Source organism: Novosphingobium umbonatum (assembly GCF_004005905.1).
Lineage (GTDB): Bacteria > Pseudomonadota > Alphaproteobacteria > Sphingomonadales > Sphingomonadaceae > Novosphingobium > Novosphingobium umbonatum.
In genome coordinates this window covers 16985-37609 of sequence record NZ_SACO01000009.1, presented here as the reverse complement: position 1 = coordinate 37609, position 20625 = coordinate 16985, and the positions used below count along the sequence as shown (strand labels likewise).

15 protein-coding genes and 1 pseudogene are annotated in these 20625 nt (G+C 61.1%); 3 read left to right on the top strand and 13 right to left on the bottom strand.

Annotated elements, in window-relative coordinates:
- Entirely contained in the window at positions 1 to 1479 is a 1479-nt protein-coding gene (locus EOE18_RS12185; protein WP_127709903.1) for a glycoside hydrolase family 30 protein, read from the top strand.
- 98 nt (positions 1480 to 1577) lie between these two features.
- Here EOE18_RS12185 and EOE18_RS12180 read toward each other — a convergent pair.
- From EOE18_RS12180 to EOE18_RS12150, 7 genes and pseudogenes are all read right to left on the bottom strand, one after another.
- Positions 1578 to 2510: pseudogene (locus EOE18_RS12180) on the bottom strand (IS5 family transposase).
- A gap of 355 nt (positions 2511 to 2865) precedes the next feature.
- Positions 2866 to 4263, bottom strand: a complete 1398-nt coding sequence (locus EOE18_RS12175; protein ID WP_127709901.1) for a lipopolysaccharide biosynthesis protein — start codon at positions 4261 to 4263, stop codon at positions 2866 to 2868.
- Between the two features lie 48 nt (positions 4264 to 4311).
- The gene (locus EOE18_RS12170; RefSeq protein WP_127709899.1) at positions 4312 to 5280 is read right to left on the bottom strand and encodes an NAD-dependent epimerase/dehydratase family protein; all 969 of its coding nucleotides are present in this window, start codon (positions 5278 to 5280) and stop codon (positions 4312 to 4314) included.
- Positions 5281 to 5309: 29 nt separating this feature from the next.
- Positions 5310 to 6587 carry a glycosyltransferase family 4 protein gene (locus EOE18_RS12165; RefSeq protein WP_220446006.1) on the bottom strand — a complete coding sequence of 426 codons (1278 nt, stop codon included), beginning with the start codon at positions 6585 to 6587 and terminating at the stop codon, positions 5310 to 5312.
- A 270-nt stretch (positions 6588 to 6857) separates the two neighbouring features.
- Entirely contained in the window at positions 6858 to 7418 is a 561-nt protein-coding gene (locus EOE18_RS12160) for an LptA/OstA family protein (protein WP_127709897.1), read from the bottom strand.
- A gap of 57 nt (positions 7419 to 7475) precedes the next feature.
- Positions 7476 to 8123, bottom strand: a complete 648-nt coding sequence (lptC, locus tag EOE18_RS12155) for an LPS export ABC transporter periplasmic protein LptC (protein WP_127709895.1) — start codon at positions 8121 to 8123, stop codon at positions 7476 to 7478.
- Between the two features lie 10 nt (positions 8124 to 8133).
- Positions 8134 to 8757: a ribonuclease D gene (locus EOE18_RS12150; protein WP_127709893.1), complete on the bottom strand. Its 624-nt coding sequence runs from the start codon at positions 8755 to 8757 to the stop codon at positions 8134 to 8136.
- Positions 8758 to 8822: 65 nt separating this feature from the next.
- Here EOE18_RS12150 and ung point away from each other — a divergent pair, with 65 nt between their 5' ends.
- Positions 8823 to 9539 (top strand): uracil-DNA glycosylase, encoded by a 717-nt coding sequence (gene ung / locus EOE18_RS12145; protein WP_127709891.1) that lies wholly within the window; start codon positions 8823 to 8825, stop codon positions 9537 to 9539.
- On the opposite strand, the gene EOE18_RS12140 is transcribed toward ung, so the two are convergent.
- Positions 9513 to 10655 carry a glycosyltransferase gene (locus EOE18_RS12140; RefSeq protein WP_127709889.1) on the bottom strand — a complete coding sequence of 381 codons (1143 nt, stop codon included), beginning with the start codon at positions 10653 to 10655 and terminating at the stop codon, positions 9513 to 9515. The genes ung and EOE18_RS12140 overlap by 27 nt on opposite strands.
- A gap of 162 nt (positions 10656 to 10817) precedes the next feature.
- Here EOE18_RS12140 and EOE18_RS12135 point away from each other — a divergent pair, with 162 nt between their 5' ends.
- Positions 10818 to 11477 (top strand): N-acetylmuramidase domain-containing protein, encoded by a 660-nt coding sequence (locus tag EOE18_RS12135; protein WP_127709887.1) that lies wholly within the window; start codon positions 10818 to 10820, stop codon positions 11475 to 11477.
- A 28-nt stretch (positions 11478 to 11505) separates the two neighbouring features.
- Here the strand turns inward: EOE18_RS12135 and EOE18_RS12130 are convergent, their stop codons facing one another.
- The 5 genes from EOE18_RS12130 to EOE18_RS12110 all read right to left on the bottom strand — a co-directional run bounded on the left by EOE18_RS12130 (position 11506) and on the right by EOE18_RS12110 (position 20564).
- On the bottom strand, positions 11506 to 11712 hold the full coding sequence (locus EOE18_RS12130) for a hypothetical protein (RefSeq protein ID WP_127709885.1): 207 nt from the start codon (positions 11710 to 11712) through the stop codon (positions 11506 to 11508).
- A 138-nt stretch (positions 11713 to 11850) separates the two neighbouring features.
- Positions 11851 to 13287, bottom strand: coding sequence for a glutamate synthase subunit beta (locus EOE18_RS12125; RefSeq protein WP_127709883.1), 1437 nt, complete (start codon positions 13285 to 13287; stop codon positions 11851 to 11853).
- Between the two features lie 24 nt (positions 13288 to 13311).
- Positions 13312 to 17952 carry a glutamate synthase large subunit gene (gltB, locus tag EOE18_RS12120; protein WP_127709881.1) on the bottom strand — a complete coding sequence of 1547 codons (4641 nt, stop codon included), beginning with the start codon at positions 17950 to 17952 and terminating at the stop codon, positions 13312 to 13314.
- Positions 17953 to 18205: 253 nt separating this feature from the next.
- Positions 18206 to 19258 (bottom strand): hypothetical protein, encoded by a 1053-nt coding sequence (locus tag EOE18_RS12115; protein WP_127709879.1) that lies wholly within the window; start codon positions 19256 to 19258, stop codon positions 18206 to 18208.
- Between the two features lie 64 nt (positions 19259 to 19322).
- The gene (locus EOE18_RS12110; RefSeq protein ID WP_127709877.1) at positions 19323 to 20564 is read right to left on the bottom strand and encodes a TIGR04063 family PEP-CTERM/XrtA system glycosyltransferase; all 1242 of its coding nucleotides are present in this window, start codon (positions 20562 to 20564) and stop codon (positions 19323 to 19325) included.
- Positions 20565 to 20625 lie beyond the last annotated feature (61 nt).

Here is a 20625-nt window from a genome sequence, read left to right as displayed (position 1 = left end):
ATGAATGCCAAACTTTCCCGCCGTCACGCCCTAGGTGCCATGGGTGCGGGCCTGATCGCCCCGGTTGCTGCCCGCGCGGCGGACAAGGGCACGTTGGACGGCGCGCTCTGGTTTTCCACCCAATCCGACGCGCCATGGCAGAGCCGCAAGGTGCCCGCATTGGCCCCTGCCAATCCGGCCAATTTCTTTGGCATCGATGCCACGGTCAATCTGGCCAAGCCGCGCCAGACGATGCGCGGCTTTGGTGCCTGTTTCAACGAGCTGGGCTGGGTCGCCTTGTCAGCCCTTACCCCCGCCGATCGCCACGCCGCCATGGCCACGCTTTTCGCCCGCGATCAGGCCGCTTTCAGCCTGTGCCGCACGCCGGTGGGCGCCAATGATTTTGCCCGCGGATGGTATTCCTATGACGAAACGGCGGGCGATTTTGATTTGAAGCGCTTCTCCATCGCCAATGACCATCAAACGCTGATCCCCTTCATCAAGGAGGCGCAGAGCTTCCGCCCCGATCTGCAACTTTGGGCCAGCCCGTGGAGCCCTCCCAGCTGGATGAAGAAAAACGGCTTTTACGCCATGGCCAAACCTTGGCCGGGCGGCAAGGATACCGGCATCCGCGATGACCAGACCGGCCATGAGGGCGAGGATCACTTCATTCAGGAGGATCGCTATTTCGACGCCTATGCGCGCTATTTTGGCCGCTATGTGCAGGAATATGCCAAGCTGGGCATCACCATCGGCACAGTGATGCCGCAGAATGAATTCAACTCGGCCCAGCCCTATGCCTCCTGCTGCTGGACCCCTGAAGGCCTCGCGCGCTTCCTGCCCTTCCTTGGGCGCGAGATGGACAAGGTCGGCACGAAGGTGTTTTTCGGCACACTGGAACGTGGCAATCCGGCATTGCTGGAAAAAGTAATGGCCGATCCCAAGGCCGCCGCCGTGATCAAGGGCGTGGGCGTGCAATGGGATGGCAAGCGCGCCCTGCCCGAAATCGCCCGCCATATGCCCGATCTGGAAATCTGGGGCACGGAATGGGAATGCGGCACGGCCAGCAACGATTGGCACTATGCCCGCTATGGCTGGACCAACCTGCACCGCTATATCACTTTCGGCGCCAGCGCCTGGGACTATTGGAACGCCGCCCTACCCACCGGCGGCCTGTCAGGCTGGGGCTGGCCGCAAAACAGCCTGATCGTGGTGGACCCCAAGGCGAAAACATGGCGCCTGACGCCGGACTATTGGCTGATGCGCCATGTCTCGTCCTATGTGCAGGTGGGGGCGCGGGCCATTCCGGTCGACAGTTTCCTCGGCTTTGACGACCATCTGGCCTTCCGCAACGCTGATGGCAGTCTGGTGCTCATCGCCAACAACGCCCAAGGCCAAGCCCAGCGCGTGCGCTTTGGCGTGGCGGGCAAGGTGCTGGAGGTGGATCTGCCGGCGGATTCGCTCAATACGCTGGTGCTGCCCGCCAGCGCTTTGGCCTGATACGAAAAGGGGGCTGGATCGCTCCAGCCCCCGTTGCGGTTACAAAGGCTTTGTTGCATAACGCCTGAATGGTGCAAATTTATGATTGCTTGTAATTATTACGCTATGCGGATAATGTTCGGAATGCCGATTTGTGAGGAGCGATTAAGGATTGTTGCACGGACTTTAAGCTCGGTTACCTGACCCTCGAAGGTGTGCGCGGCGACGTGTTGGCCGAGCAGCTTGAAGCAGTGCATCTTGGTTTCGACCAGGCTGCGGCGATGGTAGCCGCTCCATTTCTTCCAGATTGCCCTGCCCAGTCGTTTCATCACGCGCAAGGTCTCGTTGCGGGCCTGGACGCCGAGACCGTACTCGGTCCAGGCCTTGCCGTTGCGGCGAACCGGGATAACTGGATCGGAACCGCGCGCATCGATGGCCGCGTGGCACCCGCTGGTGTCATATGCCCCGTCGCCACCGACGGTGACAATGGTCTCATCCTCGTGGATCTGCGCCAAAAGGTCGGGCAGCGTCTGGCCATCACCGACGGCATTGCTCATGACCGCGATCGCCCGGACATCGAAGGTTTCCGCGTCGATGCTGATATGCACCTTGCGCCACTGGCGACGGTAGGAAACGTCATGTTTACGAGCCTTCCATTCACCCTCACCGATCATCTTGATCCCGGTGCTGTCGACCAGCAGGTGCAGACCGCCTGCGCTGGGCCTGCCGCCCAGACCGACCAACAAACTCTTCTGACGTGGGCACAGCGTCGTATAATCCGGTGCCGGCCAGTCCAGACCGGCCAGCCTGAGCAGGCTCTGCGCCAGACCCGGCACTTGCCGCAGCGGGAGTTGGAACTACCCTTTCAGCGTCAGGCAGAACTCGATCGCTCGGCCCGAAAAGCGTAGTGGCCGCCCAGGTCGGTCATCGGGCGCTGCAAACCAATCCATTCCAGGATCGAACCACGCATCCAGCGAGCCTAGCCGTTTGAGCGCAGCATTTTACTCGGGCCAATTGGTCGTGCGATATTTCGGCGGCGTCGGTCTGGGCATCCTGCCCATCTATGACATCCGATTTTTCAAGGGAATCCATCACGTTGTTATGCAACAAAGCCGTGCTCAGACAGTCGACCGGATGCCGCCCCAATCCACCCAACATAACTTCAGGCCCGATGCTGCAAAAACTGCCGATATCCGTATAGGCAACGCGCCCACCGGCAGCGACATAGCTGTGGGTCCCGATCGAGGAGACATGAAAGCGAACCCCGTTTTCCAACCGGACATGGCTGGAAAATTGGCAGGCCGCGTCTGACACTGCCAGCGGATGGATCTGCAGACCAGTCACTTGCCGCAAAAGTCGCCGACGCAATAACAGCCAGCCAAGACGCAGAGGAAGTTTCATGACGCCTTATGGCTCCTGATATCTGCCCAGCAAACGGCGCCGGATAATCCAACCGCCCGGCATCAACAAAGCCATGGCCAGAATAAGCGCGCCCGCCCAGGGAATAGAGACCACCCCCCAGCGCCCACAAATCATTGCCAAGCCCCAAGTCATGGCGAAAGCGCCAAGCACCGCCATAATCGATTGGGAACGCAACTCCTCCAGCGCGCTAAGCGCTACGGCATTGACGAAAACCAGCGCCTCGCCCAGTTTCATCAGGCACAGGCCCGCGACCAGCCATGCCGAAGGCTGCACCCGATCCGCCACCCAGATATGCAGGATGAAAGGCATGGCCAGCCCCAACAGCGCCAGCACCAGCCCGCCCGCGCCGATCACTTGCAACAAGGTCCGGCGATAGGAACGCGCCACCCATGCCCCGTCACCGCGCTCCAGCGCTTCGCGATAGGCCGGCCACAAGGGCTGCACATACATCGAGGTCAGCATCACCACCAAGGCCAACAGCCTTTCGGGCACCGCATATTCGGGCACATGGGCCGTGCCCAACACGCGGGTAATCACCATGGGCACACAGACCGAAATGACGATATTGCCGGTTTGCACCGTCATAAAGGCCGCGCCCTGGCGCAGCGCCTGCCCAATCGAGGCCCAGGACAGCCAGCCTAGCGAGGGGCGGATATCACGGCTCTGCCAGCCAAAGAACAGCAGCGTATTGGCCAGATTGGCCAGAACCGGCATGCCGACAAACACGCCTACCAGCGCAGGCAGGCCCGCGTCGCACCACAGCACCAACAGGATAGCTGGCAACATCAGTGCATTGCCCAGACATTGCCAAAGGCTGGCGCGGAAACCCTGCTGGGTGCCGATTTGCACGCGATAAACCAGATTGGCAGGGATCGAGAGCGCGAAGATACAGGCAAATACCTGCAAAGTGGGCATAATATCCCGCTTGGCTTCGGGCGTGGTCAATTGGAACAGCGCCGACCAATCCACATGGTCACGCGATAGCATGAAACCCGTCCACAAAAGCAGCGCCGGTAACATCAAGGCGATCAACCCGCTCGATGCAATCACGCGCACCGCCCTGCGGTCCTCCCGCCCATGGGCAGCGGCGGCTTGATTGAGGATGCCACTGCCAATCCCCAAATCCACGCAGGATTGCATGGCAACGACCGTGCTCAACACGATCCACAAGCCGTATCGTTCCATGCCCAGATAGGGCAGCGTCAAAGGCACGCTGATCAATTGGGTGCCAACAGAAATGACCTTGGAAGCCATGGCCGCCAAGGTGGTCAGTCGCGCGCGGCGCAACCGTTCCTGCGCGCGCCCCTCGGCCGTGGACAGATCGGCAGGGGCCCGGCTCAGAGCGGAAAGCAAAGGCCCGATTTTGGCAACTAGGGCGTTCACCGTCTCGCCTTTATCAAAAGGGGGCGCGTAAAGCACCCCCTCCTGTTATCAGATCGAATTGCGGCGCACCTGCGCTTCAATCCATTCATAGGTCTTTTCCAGACCGGCGCGCAAAGTCTGCGAAGGCGCCCAGCCCAGACGTTCCTTGATCAGCGAATTTTCCGAGTTGCGGCCACGCACGCCCAAGGGCCCCGGAATGTGATTCTTCTCGATCTTCTTGCCGGCAATATCGGCCACATAGTCCACCAGCTGGTTGATGGTGACCATTTCATCCGAACCGATGTTGACCGGACCTTCAAAGTCCGAACGCAGCAGGCGGGTGGTGCCTTCCACGCATTCTTCCACGTAAAGGAAAGAACGGGTCTGTTCGCCATCACCCCAGATGTCGATCGCATCGCCGCTGGTGGCACGGGCGATCTTGCGGCAGACGGCAGCGGGAGCCTTTTCCTTGCCGCCATCCCACGTGCCTTCGGGGCCAAAGATGTTGTGGTAACGCGCCACGCGGTTCTTCAACCCGTAATTGCGGTTATAGGCAAGGAACAGACGTTCGGAAAACAGCTTTTCCCAGCCATATTCGCTGTCGGGCGCGGCCGGATAGGCCGAGTCTTCCTTGCAATTGGGATTGGTGGGATCTTCCTGATTATAGGCCGGATACATACAGGCCGAGGAAGAATAGAACACGCGGCTGATGTTGCGCTTATAGGCGCTGTCGGCCACGTTCAGGTTGATCGTCGCCGAATTGTGCATGATGTCGGCATCATGTTCGCCGGTGAAGATATAGCCCGCACCACCCATGTCGGCGGCCAGCTGGTACACTTCATCAAAACGACGGTCGATCACACCACGCACGTTATAGGGATCGCGCAAGTCGGCCACCACGAAGTCATCGGCTTCGGTCTCGGCATGTTCGTGGAACTTCAGGTCCACGCCGCGCACCCAGAAACCTTCACGCTTCAAACGCTTTACCAGATGGCCACCAATAAACCCGCCGGCGCCCAAGACCAAGGCCGTCTTCATGAACCCAATACTCCTGTGAAATTTGCGGCTCAGGCGATCTCGCCCAAAATTCGTTCAAAGTGATCCGCGATGGCCGTGATGTCGAAAGCGCGCTCGGCATAGGCGCGGCCATTGTTGCCCATGGCGCGGCGGCGGACCTCGCTCTGCGCCAGATCGACTGCAGCCTGCAAAAAGGCTTCGCGCTCCGAAGGGGGCATCACGCGCCCCGCATCATGATGGCTAATCAAACGTGCAGCCAGATTTTCGGCCGGGACCGAAGCCAGAATGGGCCGCCCCACGGTAAGATAGGTCAGGATCTTGGACGGCACCGAATAGACGCCCGCCTCTTCCTCGATCATCGCCACAAAGACGTCGGCACCCGACAACATGCGCGGCAAATCGGCAAAGGGAACCCAGGGATGCACGGTCAGATTGGGCGTGCCCGCCTCGGCCACTTCACGGGCCAGAGCGCTGGCCGGTTCGCCTTCGGAGAACACATGGACATGCGCCTCGGGCAAGCGGCGGGCGATGTCATGCAACAGGCTGGGGTCATGTTTATAACCCAGCGTGCCCGAATAGACATAGCGCAGCGCCGAAGGATGCATATGGATGGCGGCCCAGTCATTCTCGCGCGCATGACGCGGCAATTCGTCCAGCGGCGCCCAATTTTCCACCACCGAGATCTGCTCTGCCTTCACGCCCTTGGCGGTCAGGATCGGCACGAAATCCTGCGTGATCGCCACAACGCGGTCGCTGTTGCGCAGCATGGTGAATTCCAGCCAGCGATAGAAAGCCGCCGCCGCATGGCCCACCACCGGCAATTTGCGCGGCACCACGCGGGAAATGCCTTCGGAATAGATATCCTGCAGCCAGAAGATAAATTTGGCACCGATTTCATCGGCCGCCTTTTGAAACACCCGCTGCGTGTCGAGCGGCGCATTCGAGGAAATCACCAGATCGGGCTTAAATCCGCGCAGCTTGGCCGCCATCAACTCGCCCACCTGCACCTCTTGCTGGCGGCGGCGGACAAAGCTGTCTTTGCGGAAGGTCTCGCCCAGATTGACATAGGTGATGTCAAAAGTTTCGGGGTCTTGCTCCTGTCGCACCAGATTGCCCTTGGGCGTCTGGAAACCGGCAAAGAACATATGCATGACCAAATGGCCACGCCGCGCCAGTTCGCGCGACAATTGCACCTGAAATGGATGACCCGAATAGTCCGAAATCAGGATCCGCATCGGCGGCACGCCCGATTTGAAAGGGATGTTTTCACCAATATGCGACGCCCAATCGGCGATCGACACGTCGATTTCCTCAGCAAGCATCCGCATGGATCAAATATTCCCGACTATTTCGCTAGTGCAGAAAGCATAACCTCCGATATGGATTAATCAAGCCTCTAAAATGGATGTTTATGGAAATTTTCTGTTTATCTCAATTGGATGAGCCAAAGACCACATCTCTCGCAGACGCAAAAACACGCCGCAACGCACCGCGACACGCCTGCAATGGACACGAAACATCGCCTGCCAAGCTCAAGAAAAACTCAGCAATTGCTTCAGTAATGAAGGATGAAATGGCAGTTTTACGCCAAAAACCGCTTACTTGGAGGCATCGCTCCGCTTGGCAACATTAAAGCTGCCCACCACACGGCCAGAGCTTGCGCCCTCGCCCGAAACAGCGCCACCGACAAAGCTGGAAAGATGGCGATCCAGATCGATCACCAAACGTTCACCCTGCGAATTGCCACGATCATTGCGCAGAGTCACATGGCCAACCAAAGTTATGATTCGGCGGTTAAAATCATAATTGGCCACTTCACCGGTGGCCTGTTCGTCACTGCGGGTAATGGTCACACCGCCCGTGGCATCGATGCGCTGGATCTTGACCCCGCCATCGTTGATATAGGCCACCACCGTTTGCGCGGCCTGCATCCGCAAACCATCCTGCGTCACATCGACATGGCCGCTCAACAACACGCGGTTGGCCTTGTCCTGCACCTCGATGCGGTCTGCCGCGTAATTGACCGGCGCCTCGCTATTATGCTCGCCCAGCTTGGTCTGCGCCATGATCGCGCTGGCCGAACCGCCCAGAACCGTGGCCAGAATCAGGCCTTGCAGGCGGCGGGAACGCAGAGCGGCAGAGAAAGACATCAGCGACATGCAAGCGCCCTTAGCCCAAGCAGGCCCGCGCGGGAAGCGCGTTCGTGAGCCAGGCCTTCATCGCGGGATCACCATATGGCCACCGGCCATACGCAAACGGGCGTGCCCTTCCAGCACCACCCGCCTTTCGGGCAGGTCGGCCGAGATGCGATCGGCACTAAACGTGCCCGCAGGCACCGTGCCATGCACCCCGCCCGAACCAAAAGCGCGGCGCGATTTCAGATCCACCGCCACGCTGCTGGTCACCATGGAATAACCATCGGCGCCCTTGAACTGTACGGGGCCCGACAGGTCCATCCGCTCGCGGTTGATGTCATACCGGCCCGATGTGGCCGAAACCGCGCTGGGCCCATCCTGCATCTGCATTTGCGCCAAGAGATCCTGCATCACCACCACCGGCACCGATGCCGAGTGTTGCACCGCCTGCCCCGCCGTCAGCGAGAAGGCGCGGCCCTGGCTGTCCTGCCCGCGATAATGGGCCTGTGATACGGCAAGTCGCTCCTTGGCCATGGCCACCTTGTTGCGGTCGAGCAGAAAGCTGACTTCCCCACGCGGGAACATCGGCGTGATGATCATCACCGCGCCGATCATGCCCACGCCAATCGGCAGAGCGGAAAACAGGAAACGCACCTTGCGGTCATGCGGCCCGCCGGGCGCGGCATCAGCCCGCCGGCGGTTGCGCAGGGTTTCGGCGCTGCCACTCATCGGCGCAGGATCAGGCGGCTTCGTGGCTGAAAATATCGTGGTCGGGCCAACCGGCCAGATCCAGCGCGGCGCGATGCGGCAGGAAGTCGAAACAGGCCTGTGCCAGTTCCATCCGCCCTTCGCGTTCCAGCCTTTGCACCAGAATAGCCATGGCGGCATGCAAATAGCGCACATCGCTGGCGGCATATTCGCGCTGCGCGTCGGACAGGTCTGCCCCGCCCCAATCGCTCGACTGCTGTTGCTTGGACAGTTCCTTGCCCAGCAATTCGCGCACCAAATCCTTCAAACCATGCCGGTCGGTATAGGTGCGGACCAGCTTGCTGGCGATCTTGGTGCAAAACACCGGCGCTGCGGTAATGCCCATATAATGCTGGATCGCGGCAATGTCGAAACGGGCGAAGTGATAGATCTTCACCCGCTCCGGATCGGCCAGCACAGCGCGCAGATTGGGCGCGGCATAATCGCTGCCGGGCTTGAAGCGGACGAGATGCTCGTCCCCCCGCCCGTCGGCAATCTGCACAACGCACAGCCGGTCGCGGGCCGTGATCAGGCCCATGGTTTCGGTGTCCACCGCAACCGCGCCGGGAGCCAGCACGCCTTCGGGGAGATCTTCTTCGTGGAAATAGACAGCCATTATGTCTTCCTGCTTAGGCCCATCTGTGCGAGGTGAAAAGCCCCGTTTAAGCCTGCGAGACGATTATGACCAGCACCGACCTGTTGCCCGCCAGTTGGGAGCCTGCCTTGGGCGAGCTGTGGCATGGCGCGATGGGCACGGAGCTGCGCGCCTTTCTGGCGGCGGAGGAAGCGGCGGGCAAGGTGATCTATCCCCCCGCAGGGCAGAGGTTGGCCGCGCTGTCGCTCACGCCTTTGCCAGAGGTCAGGGTGGTGATCCTGGGCCAAGACCCCTATCACGGCGCAGGGCAAGCGCAGGGGCTGGCTTTCTCGGTGGCGCAGGGCTGCAAATTGCCGCCCAGCCTGCGCAACATCTTCAAGGAATTGCACAGCGACCTTGGCCTGCCCCCCGCGGCCCATGGCGATTTATCATCCTGGGCACAGCAGGGGGTGCTGCTGCTCAACAATGTGCTGAGCGTCGAACAGGCCAAACCCGCCAGCCACGCAGGCAAGGGTTGGGAAGCCATCACCGATGCCTGCATCCGCGCCGTGGCCGCTGGCCCCGCCCCCTGCGCGTTCATCCTGTGGGGCAGCCATGCGCAGAAGCAGGCCGATCGGCTGGGGCTGGAGGATGGGCGCCATCTCTTGCTGCGCGCCCCGCACCCCAGCCCGCTATCGGCCTATCACGGCTTTTTCGGCAGCAAGCCCTTCAGCCAGACCAATGCCTTTTTGCAGGACAAGGGACGGGGCATCATCGACTGGCGCCTGCCACCTGCCTCAGGCGGCCAACCATTGTTGATTTAGCAGGGCCGCCATCTTCTTGCGCACGCGCAGCATCGCACTATCGCGTTCATCGGCAATGCGGCGGCAGAAATCCTCGGCATCCAGCCGGATCTTCATCGCCTTCTCCACCTTGAGCGCCAGGCTTTTCGCATCCTCGTCCGCGTCAAACAGCAGGCCATGCTGCAATTCCTGCGTCACCGCCGCCAAGGAAGGCGTGTTCGACACCAGCACCGGCACGCCCGACATGGAATATTCGTAGAGCTTGTTGGGGGCGGCGTAATAGTGATTCTTCACGTCGAAAGGATAGGTCACCAGCCCCAAATCGGCATAGGCGGTGACCTGCGGCAAATCGACCACCGGCAATTTGCCCAGCATGGCAAAGCGCCCTTCACGCGCAAAACGCTCGCCGCGCGCCGCCAAGGCGGCGGCCGATGGCCCATCGCCGACGATCACCAGACGATAATGGGCAGGCAAATGGTCCAGCACATCGATGAAACGGCCCACCGCTGGCCCAAAGCGCAGATCGCCCTGATACAGGATAATCCGCTCCTCCTCGTTCGCCTTGCGCAGAATGGGAAAGCGTTCCGCCGCGTTCGACGCCACGGTTGAGGTGGCCTGACTCTGCATGGGAATATTACGCATGGCCTCGGGCATCTCCCGCAATTGGCAGGCCTCCTGCATCAGGGCCGCGCGTTCGGGATTGGCCGCGATCACCAAATCGCAATAGCGCGCCATCCTCCGTTCCAGCCAGCACCAGAAGCGGGCCTGACGCGACACCGGTTCCTGCGGAAAATGCTGCATCAATTCATAGGAATCATAGACCAGCGGCACGCCCAACATCCGCGCAGCCAACCAACCGGTAAAAACCGAGAAGAAATTTTCCGCCACAATCATGTCGGGACGTAGCCGCCGCGCCTCGCGCAAGGTGGCCACCAGCACGGTCCAATGGCGGCGAAGCGGGCTCCACGAAGGCTGCAACCGCACCGAACGTCGACCTGTGGGGCGCACCAGATCGCCCTGCTGCAAGGTCATGTCCAGCACATGCAACTGCCCCAAAGGACGCGCCACCTCGATCATGCGCGCCGCGCGCCCGTCAAAATCGAGATCCCGGTAGAGAAGGAAGAGAATCTTTTTCATGGCAGCGCCTTCAAATCCATAATGGATAGATTACCTATATATCTGTTATATACAAATAATTGACGTAGATTGCGACGGAAAACACGTTGGAGGAACCGCAGATTCTCCACATTTGTCCATTCTGGACTGACCCTTCAAACTGCAAACAGGGAAATAGCGCGCATGAACATCACCGACCTGCAAAAAGCCATCGGCGCCAAGGCCGACGGCATCTGGGGCGAAGGCTCGCGCAAGGCGCTGCTCAATGCCTTTACCAATGCCAATCCCGCCGCAGGCAAAATCACGCCTGATCAGTTGAAGGAATTGGCCACCCGCCTGAAAGTGTCCGTCAAGCAGATCGCGGCGGTAGCCTCGGTGGAGGCGGGCGGCAGCGGTTATGACGCCAGTGGCAAGCCTAAAATCCTGTTCGAGCGCCACAAGTTCTACAAGCTGACCGGCGGCATCTATGGCGAAACCACTTTCAGCAACAAGGCTGCGGGTGGCTATAATGAAAACAGCTGGGACAAGCTGGCCGGTGCCATTGGCACGGGCGCTGTCGATGCGGCCTTCATGTCGGCCTCATGGGGCAAGTTTCAGGTTATGGGCGAATATTGGGACGAGTTCCATTTCGCCTCGCCCTTTGCCTTTGCCTTCTCCACCGTGGCTTCGGAAAAGGCGCATTATGAAATGCTGGCCAATTATGTCGAGGTCAACCATCTGCAGGATGAAATGGCCAAACTGTCGACCAATCCGGAAGATTGCCGCGCCTTTGCCAAGGCCTATAACGGCCCTGCCTATGTGAATTTCAATTATCACAGCAAGCTGGCGCAAGCGATGAAGTAAGCAGGTACGAGAGGGTAGCCTTGAACCGCTACCCTTTCGCCATCGCGTGGATCAGGGCGATCGCCACATCCAGCAGCGTGGCCCCGGCAATCGGTGCCAGCAGCAACATCAGGACGTTGAAGCCGACCAACCCCAGCACCATCCGCTCGTTCCGCTTTGACAATTGGGGTTCGCGGCGTGGGGGCGGGTTCCATGGTTCATGCGGCGGCTGGGGGTCGCGCAGGTCAAGGAACATTGGCAGGCTCTCGTCTTGTGGATCAGGCCTGCCACCATAGATGCCCCGCCCGCCCCGCCAAGCTGCGCCAAAGGGCCAAAACAAAAGGGGCGCCTGCGGCCAAGCCGGCAGACGCCCCCTTTATCGTTGCAACGCGGATCAGCGCGGCAGTTGGGTCGTGCCCATCAGCGCCTCGTCCACCGCACGGGCGGCCTGACGGCCTTCACGGATCGCCCAGACGACAAGGCTCTGGCCACGGCGCATGTCGCCGCAGGCAAAGATCTTCTCGTCGCTGGTGCGATAGCTGTTGGTGTCGGCCTTCACATTGCCGCGGGCATCCAGTTCCACGCCAGCCTGATCCAGCAGACCAGCCTTGCGCGGGCCGACAAAGCCCATGGCCAGCAGAATGAGGTCGGCCTTGAGCGTGAACTCGCTGCCTTCCACTTCCACCATCTTGCCGCCCTGCCATTCGACACGGACGCATTCCAGACCGGTGACAATGCCGTTTTCGCCCACAACGCGCTTGGTCAGCACGGCGAATTCACGCACCACGCCTTCCTCATGGCTGGTCGAGGTGCGCAGCTTCAGCGGCCAGTTCGGCCAGCTCAGCGCCTTGGCTTCCTTTTCAGGAGGACGCGGCATGATTTCCAGCTGCGTCACCGACAGGGCGCCCTGACGGTTCGAGGTGCCCACGCAGTCGCTGCCGGTGTCACCACCGCCGATCACCACCACATGCTTGCCCGTGGCGGTCAGGCTGCCACGCGGCGCGGCGCGGATTTCATCGTCGCCCGCCACGCGCTTGTTCTGCTGCGTCAGGAATTCCATCGCAAAGCGCACGCCGGGCAGTTCATAGCCCGGAATGTTCAGCGGACGCGGATCTTCCGCACCGCCTGCCAGCACGATGGCGTCAAAGTTTTCCTTCAACGATTCCACCGAAACATGCACGCCCACTTCCACCGAAGTGCGGAAGGAGACGCCTTCGGCCTCCATCTGCACCATGCGGCGGTTGATGAGATGCTTCTCCATCTTGAAGTCAGGGATGCCGTAACGCATCAGCCCGCCGATACGGTCGTTCTTTTCGAACAGAGTGACCGAGTGGCCTGCGCGCGCCAACTGCTGGGCAGCAGCCAGACCGGCGGGGCCAGAGCCGACCACCGCCACGCTCTTGCCCGACTTCTTGGCGGGAACCTGCGGCTTGATCCAGCCGTTTTCCCACCCCTTGTCGACAATGGCGCATTCGATCGACTTGATCGTCACCGGCTGGTCAATGATGTTCAGCGTGCAGGCCGCCTCGCAGGGCGCGGGGCAGATACGGCCGGTGAACTCGGGGAAATTGTTGGTCGAATGCAGCACTTCCAGTGCATTCTCCCAATCGCTTTCATAGACCAGATGGTTCCAGTCCGGGATAATGTTGTTCACCGGACAGCCATTGTGACAATAAGGAATGCCGCAATTCATGCAGCGCGAAGCCTGCGCCTTCAGCGCGGGTTCGGCATGCGGAATCACGAATTCCTTGTAATGCGCCACGCGTTCCTTCGGGTCCGCATAGGTGCGGTCCTGACGGTCAAGCTCGAGAAAGCCGGTTTCCTTGCCCATAATTCAATCCTTCCTTCTCGAACCTTATTCCGCGGCGACCGTTTGCGCAGCAAGGCGCTCGGCCTCGAACTGCTTCAACGCCTTGGCGTAATCGCGCGGCATCACCTTGACGAACTTGGCCAGCGTGGCGTCCCAGTCTTCCAGCAGCTGCGCGGCGCGCTTGGAGCCGCTGTGCAGATGGTGGCGTTCCAGCAGGATGCGCAGACGTTCCGCGTCGTGACGCAGCATGTCGCCCATGCCCAGATCGTTGACCGATACCGTGCGCTGCTGCGGACGGCCCGAACCTTCCTCCTCGTCACGCTCGGCGCTGATCGGCAACAGGTCCACCTGCGCCTTGTTGACCAGCTCGCCGAACTTGCCGTCCTCGTCATAGACATAGGCCACGCCGCCCGACATGCCGGCTGCAAAATTGCGGCCGGTCTTGCCCAGCACAACCACAACGCCGCCCGTCATATATTCGCAGCCATGGTCGCCCGTGCCTTCCACCACGGCAATCGCGCCGGAGTTACGGACGGCAAAGCGTTCACCTGCCACGCCGTTGAAGAAGGCCTCGCCCGAGATCGCGCCATAGAGCACCGTGTTGCCCACGATGATGTTCTGGGTCGGATCGCGGTCGACATGGGAAGGCTGGCGCACGATCACACGACCGCCCGACAGGCCCTTGCCCACATAGTCATTGCCGTCACCGGTCAGCTCCAGCGTCACGCCATGGGCGAGGAAAGCGCCGAAGGACTGGCCAGCGGTGCCGGTCAGGCTGACATGGATCGTGTTGTCAGGCAGACCCGCATGGCCATAACGCTTGGCCACTTCACCCGACAGCATCGCGCCGACGGTGCGGTTGACGTTGATCACCTTGCGCTCGATGCGCACCGGCTTGCCTTCGACCAGAGCATCCGAAGCGGCCACGATCAGGTCATTGTCCAGAGCGCCGCCCAGACCATGATCCTGCGTCTCGCTCCAGTTCAGCGTGGGCGAAGTGCCCTCGGGAACCTGATGCAGCAGGCGCGACAGGTCGATGCCCTGCGCCTTCCAGTGGTGCACGGCACGGCTGGGTTCCAGACGGTCCACACGGCCCACCATTTCGGCAAGGGTGCGGAAGCCCATTTCGGCCATGATCGCGCGCAGCTCTTCGGCAACGAAGAAGAAGTAGTTGATCACATGCTCGGGCTGGCCGGTGAAGCGGGCGCGCAGGACGGGGTCCTGCGTGGCCACGCCCACGGGGCAGGTGTTGAGATGGCACTTGCGCATCATGATGCAGCCAGCGGCGATCAGCGGCGCGGTGGCAAAGCCGAACTCATCCGCGCCCAACAGCGCGGCAACCGCCACGTCACGGCCCGTGCGCAGACCACCATCGGCCTGCACGCAGATGCGCGAACGCAGGTTGTTGAGCAGCAACGTCTGCTGGGTTTCGGCCAGACCGATTTCCCACGGGCTGCCCGCATGGGTCAGCGAGGTGAGAGGCGAAGCACCGGTGCCGCCTTCGTAACCGGAGATGGTCACATGGTCGGCACGTGCCTTCGACACGCCTGCGGCCACAGTGCCCACGCCCACTTCCGACACCAGCTTGACCGAGATACGCGCGCCGGTGTTCACGTTCTTGAGATCGTGAATGAGCTGCGCCAAGTCTTCGATCGAATAGATGTCATGATGCGGCGGCGGCGAGATCAGGCCCACACCCGGCGTCGAGTGACGGGTCTTGCCGATGGTCTTGTCGACCTTGTCGCCGGGCAGCTGGCCGCCTTCGCCGGGCTTGGCACCCTGCGCCATCTTGATCTGGATATCGTCGGCATTGACCAGATATTCCGTCGTCACGCCAAAGCGGCCGGAAGCCACCTGCTTGATCGAGGAGCGCAGCGAATCGCCATTGGCCAGCGGAGTGAAGCGCGCGGGGTCTTCGCCGCCTTCGCCGGTGTTCGACTTGCCGCCAATGCGGTTCATGGCAATCGCCAGCGTGGTATGCGCTTCCCAGCTGATCGAGCCATAGCTCATCGCGCCGGTGGCAAAACGCTTCACGATTTCCGAAGCGGGCTCGACTTCGCTGATATCCAGCGGCTTGTCGGCCTTCTTCAGGTCGATCAGACCACGGATGGTCAGATTGCGCTGCGACTGATCATTGATCGTCTCGGCAAATTCCTTGTACTTTTCAGGAATATTGCCGCGAACCGCGTGTTGCAGGCTGGCGATGTTGCTGGGCGTCCAGGCATGTTCCTCGCCGCGCAGGCGATAGCCATAGATGCCGCCCACATCGAGCATGTTCTTGTAGATCGGGTTGTCACCATAGGCCGCCGCATGGCGACGCACGGTTTCTTCCGCGATTTCCTTGATGCCCACGCCTTCGATCGTGGTGGCGGTGCCGGTGAAATAGGCATCCACAAATTCGCTCGACAGGCCGATGGCGTCGAAGATCTGCGCGCCGCAATAGGACTGGTAGGTGCTGATGCCCATCTTGGACATCACTTTCAGGATGCCCTTGCCCACGGCCTTGATGTAGTTCTTCTTCACCGCCTTGGCGTCAAGCTCGATGCCCTTCTTCACGCGGATTTCTTCCAGCGTTTCAAAGGCCACATAGGGGTTGATCGCTTCGGCGCCATAACCGGCCAGCACGCAGAAGTGATGCACTTCACGCGCTTCGCCGGTTTCCACCACCAGACCGGTCTGCATACGCAGGCCCTGACGCACCAGATGATGATGCACAGCCGCCGTCGCCAGCAGGGCGGGCATAGGGATACGGTCCGGACCCTGCGCGCGGTCAGACAGGATCAGGATGTTGTGATCGGCCAGCACCGCTTCGGTGGCCGCCCAGCACATTTCCTTGATCGCCTGCGCCAGACCTTCGGCGCCGGTCGAAGCGTCCCAGGTGGTGTCAACCGTGGTGGTGCGGAAAGCGCCGTCGAGCGCGGCTTCCACGCTGCGGATCTTGGCCACATCTTCGTTGGTCAGGATCGGCTGATCGATTTCCAGACGCTTGTGGCTGCCCGCATCGCGGCCCAGCAGATTGGGGCGCGGCCCGATCATGCTGACCAGCGACATGACCAGTTCCTCGCGGATCGGGTCGATCGGCGGGTTGGTCACCTGCGCGAAGTTCTGCTTGAAATAGTCATAGAGCAGACGCGACTTACGCGACAGCACGGCAATCGGCGTGTCGGTGCCCATCGAACCCAGCGGATCATCGCCATTGCGGCCCATGGGTTCAAGGAACTTGGACACATCTTCCTGCGTGTAGCCAAAGGCCTGCTGGCGGTCGAGCAGGCTGGTGGTGTCCACCGGCAGCTGCGCCAGTTCAGGCTCCACCACTTCCAGATCCTTGAGGTTATACTGGGCCTGTTCCAGCCATTCCTCATAGGGTTCTGCATTGGCGAGGCTGGCCTTGATTTCCTCGTCCTCGATGATGCGGCCCTGATCAAAGTCGATCAGCAGCATCTTGCCGGGCTGGAGGCGCCACTTGCGGGTGATGTCTTCCTCGGCGATCGGCAAAACGCCGCTTTCCGAAGCCATCACCACCACATCATCCTTGGTCACCAGGAAGCGGGCGGGACGCAGGCCGTTACGGTCCAGCGTGGCGCCAATCTGCTTGCCATCGGTAAAGGCGACAGCGGCGGGGCCATCCCAAGGCTCCATCAGCGCGGCGTGATATTCATAGAAGGCACGGCGCTTGGCATCCATCAACGGATTGCCTGCCCACGCTTCGGGGATCAGCATCATCACGGCATGGGCCAGCGGATAGCCACCGGCCACCAGCAGTTCCAGCGCATTGTCGAGGCTGGCCGTGTCCGACTGGCCATGCGGGATCAGCGGCCACATCTTGTCCAGATCGGGACCGAGCAGGTCCGACTGCATGGTGCGGCGGCGCGCATTCATCCAGTTCACATTGCCGCGCACAGTGTTGATTTCACCGTTATGGGCAATGAAGCGGAAGGGATGTGCCAATTTCCAGCTGGGGAACGTGTTGGTCGAGAAACGCTGGTGCACCAGACCCAGAGCCGACACGCAAAGTGGGTTCAGCAGATCAGGGTAGCATTCACCAACCTGGTTCGCCAGCAGCAGACCCTTGTAGACAATCGTCTTGCTGGAGAAGCTGGGCATATACAGCTCGGTGAGCCCTGGCAGGCCATGCTTTTCAGCCAAGGCCGCCAACGGATTCTGCGTCTGCTTGCGGATCGCCAGAATCTTGCGCTCGAAAGCGTTCTGGTCAGGCGTGTTCTCGCCGCGTGCGATGATGCACTGACGGATCACCGGCATGGATTCGACCACGGTCTTGCCCAGCGTAGCGGTGTCCACCGGAACATCGCGCCAGCCGATCAGGACCTGGCCTTCCTTCTCGATGAACTTTTCGAACGTATCGACCACAAAATTGCGGCTCGCTTCGTCCTGCGGCAGGAAGCACATGGCCACGGCATAATCGCCCGGCTGGGGCAGCGTCAGGCCAGCGCCATTCGCCCAATCGCGCAGCAGCGCATCGGGGATCTGGATCAGAATGCCCGCGCCATCGCCCAGCAGCGGGTCCGCGCCAACGGCACCGCGGTGGTCAATGTTTTTAAGAATTTCCAAAGCCTGCGTAATAATCTTGTGGCTTTTCTCGCCTTTAATATGGGCGACAAAACCAACACCGCACGCATCGTGCTCGTTACGCGAATTGTAGAGGCCCTGGGGCTCTGGAAATCCCATCGACTATCTATCCTGCATACCTCGAACCCACCGCACCGCGGCAGTTCGGACCTGAACCCTGTTATGGAGCGCGAATCTCCTACCGCCTTAAGGCAGCAGACATACGCAATATGTCCCATGCAGGCTGAAAGGCGATTTTGCAACCGTGAATGGGCAACAGAGTCCCGCTTTGGCCCATAGGTGTAGCAAGGAAAGGGATATTTTCACCGCAAAGGCACACTATTTGCTGCGCGGCGAGCCCGCGAACAGGCAACTATTGAACCTGCCGTAACCCTGCGAGAGCCGCGCGCAAGGCCGCGCTGGTCTGGTCATTGGCGGGGATCGAGCCTTGTTGCGACGCAGCAGGATTCGCCTCCACCACGCCCGACTGTTGCTGCGCCGCAACAGTAGCCGACTGCCTGCGCTGCATCGCCACGGCCAGCCTTTCGATCAATTCCACATGGCCCAACGCATCCAGCGGCGCGGAGGTTAGCCGTTCGGCCGCATCGGATTCGGGAACCGGCACCGGCAAAGGCTTGTCCACCATGCGCGGAATGTTGCGCAGCGGAAGCGCATCTTTGGCCGAGATGACCGGTGCAGGCTCCAACGGCTCCGGTTCCTCAGGCGCCACCACGCTTACGCGAGGGGCGGGGCTGGGCACGGGGGCAGAGGAAATGTCATGCGCCTCATAGGGCGTCAGCGGCGTGCCCCGCACCGGATCGAGCGGCGAGAGCGGCGCAGGCTGGTTCAATTCGGCCAGAGGCGGCGGCGCAGGCTCGGCGGGAACAGGGGCCAAAGGCAAGGCTGTATCCAGCACCAAAGGCTCCACCGCTGCGGCGGGTGCGGGAGCGGGAATATAGGAAGGCTCGGGCTGATAGGGGACCGGCTCATAGGCGGGGGCCTCATGGCCGGTATGGTCAAAACCATAGGCGCCCAATTCATCATGGGCATGGATCGGACGGCGCGCGGGCGCATCGGGATGGCCGTCTCCGGCACGGCGGCGGCGGTAATCCACCTTGTCATCCTGCACCTGCGGCGCAGCATCGCCCACCAGCCAGCGCAGCACCAGATGGCCCAGCAAGGCCCCGACCAGACCAAAGCCCAGCGCGATCAGCAAGCGCGCGGTCACGCCAAGCGGCGGCTCGGCCATGGGCAGGATGGTGTTGATCTGCAAGGCCAGCACCAGTCGCTCGATCAATTCGCCCCGCACCGCCAGCGCCGATAGCGCAAAAGCGGCCATGAACCATACCGGCACCAGCGTGCCCATCAACGGATGCGTCAACACCCGCCGCCAGTCATGCCCTTGATCGATATGTTGCCTTGCCAAGATTGACGCGCCCTTTGCTGTTTTACGCTCCGGCGCTGTCCCGGGCTGCTGCGACTCGCAGCCTTTATCGGGGAAGCACCCTGGCGTTAACCACTTTATTGGGTGCCACCCTTTGGTAAACAAGTTGATAATTTCTGGCATTCATGGCCCAATCATGGGCGGAAATCACATGGGCCTGTCCAGCTTTGCGCCGCGCCTCCCATGTGCTGCGATCGGCCAGCAGATCGGCCAGTGCGGCCGCGCAAGCGGCTGGATTATCAGGCGTAAACAGCGTTCCGGTCACCCCGTCCTGCATCAATTCGCGGTGACCACCCACATCGGATGCAGCCACCAACTTGTCCTGCGCCATCGCCTCTAGGGGTTTTAACGGAGTTACCAAATCGGTCAAACGGCTGCGTTTGCGCGGGTAAGCCATGATGTCGCACAGCGCGTAATAGGTCTCCACCTCGCTATGCGGCACGCGGCCCATGAAGCGAATCGCGTCTTTGGCGGGCGAGAAAGCCGCGCGTTGGCGCAAAACCTCCTCCATCGGCCCGCCGCCCACCAGCAACAGCCGCGCATCGGGCTGTGCCGCCACCAGCGCGGGCATGGCCTCGATCAGATCGTCAATGCCTTCATAATCATAGAAGCTGCCAATGAAGCCAATCGTCGGGCAACGCAGACCATGGGACATCAAGCCCAGCTTTTCCGCCAGCGCCAGATCGGGCGGCACCGGTTGGCCAAACATGGCCAGATCCACCCCGTTGGGCATCAGGCTGATCTTGGCCGCCGGCACGCCCCGCGCCACCAGATCCTGCCGCAGCCCATCGCAAATGGTCACCACCGCATCGGCTCTGGCCACCACATAATTTTCCAGCGCGCGGGTCAGGCGATATTTCACATCCCCTTCGCGCCCCGTGCCATTGCCGACCGCCGCATCTTCCCAAAAGGCGCGGATTTCATAGACCAAGGGCAGGCCGAGTCGCTTTGCCGCCATCAGTCCCGCCAGCCCGCATAAAGCAGGCGAATGGGCGTGGAGAATATCGGGCATCCAATCCTTGCAAGCCGCCACGATCGAATCGGCCAGCAAGCGCACCTCGCGCCATTCGCGGATACCCACCGGCCCTGTGGCCGCGCCGCGCGTGCGGCGGAAATGCAGTCCTTCGGCCTCCTCCTCATCCGCCCCCTTGGCCGTGTGGCGCAGGCCGGTGATGCCACGCACCTCCCAGCCCATGCCCTCCTGCGCCTTCAGGATCGCGCGGGTGCGGAAAGTATAGCCGCTATGCATCGGCAGCGAGTGGTCGAGTATATGCAGAACCCGTGTCATGCTGCCTTTTCCTAAAGATAAAGGCTTAACGTCCCGTCAACCGCTTTGCTTTAGGACTATG

What these genes read in the sequence shown, in the direction of transcription:
- EOE18_RS12185 (WP_127709903.1), top strand. Translation starts at nt 1, where the DNA reads ATGAATGCCAAACTTTCCCGCCGTCACGCCCTAGGTGCCATGGGTGCG.
- EOE18_RS12170 (WP_127709899.1), bottom strand. Translation starts at nt 5,280, where the DNA reads ATGAAGACGGCCTTGGTCTTGGGCGCCGGCGGGTTTATTGGTGGCCAT.
- EOE18_RS12165 (WP_220446006.1), bottom strand. Translation starts at nt 6,587, where the DNA reads ATGCGGATGCTTGCTGAGGAAATCGACGTGTCGATCGCCGATTGGGCG.
- EOE18_RS12160 (WP_127709897.1), bottom strand. Translation starts at nt 7,418, where the DNA reads ATGTCGCTGATGTCTTTCTCTGCCGCTCTGCGTTCCCGCCGCCTGCAA.
- lptC (WP_127709895.1), bottom strand. Translation starts at nt 8,123, where the DNA reads ATGAGTGGCAGCGCCGAAACCCTGCGCAACCGCCGGCGGGCTGATGCC.
- EOE18_RS12150 (WP_127709893.1), bottom strand. Translation starts at nt 8,757, where the DNA reads ATGGCTGTCTATTTCCACGAAGAAGATCTCCCCGAAGGCGTGCTGGCT.
- ung (WP_127709891.1), top strand. Translation starts at nt 8,823, where the DNA reads ATGACCAGCACCGACCTGTTGCCCGCCAGTTGGGAGCCTGCCTTGGGC.
- EOE18_RS12140 (WP_127709889.1), bottom strand. Translation starts at nt 10,655, where the DNA reads ATGAAAAAGATTCTCTTCCTTCTCTACCGGGATCTCGATTTTGACGGG.
- EOE18_RS12135 (WP_127709887.1), top strand. Translation starts at nt 10,818, where the DNA reads ATGAACATCACCGACCTGCAAAAAGCCATCGGCGCCAAGGCCGACGGC.
- EOE18_RS12130 (WP_127709885.1), bottom strand. Translation starts at nt 11,712, where the DNA reads ATGTTCCTTGACCTGCGCGACCCCCAGCCGCCGCATGAACCATGGAAC.
- EOE18_RS12125 (WP_127709883.1), bottom strand. Translation starts at nt 13,287, where the DNA reads ATGGGCAAGGAAACCGGCTTTCTCGAGCTTGACCGTCAGGACCGCACC.
- gltB (WP_127709881.1), bottom strand. Translation starts at nt 17,952, where the DNA reads ATGGGATTTCCAGAGCCCCAGGGCCTCTACAATTCGCGTAACGAGCAC.
- EOE18_RS12110 (WP_127709877.1), bottom strand. Translation starts at nt 20,564, where the DNA reads ATGACACGGGTTCTGCATATACTCGACCACTCGCTGCCGATGCATAGC.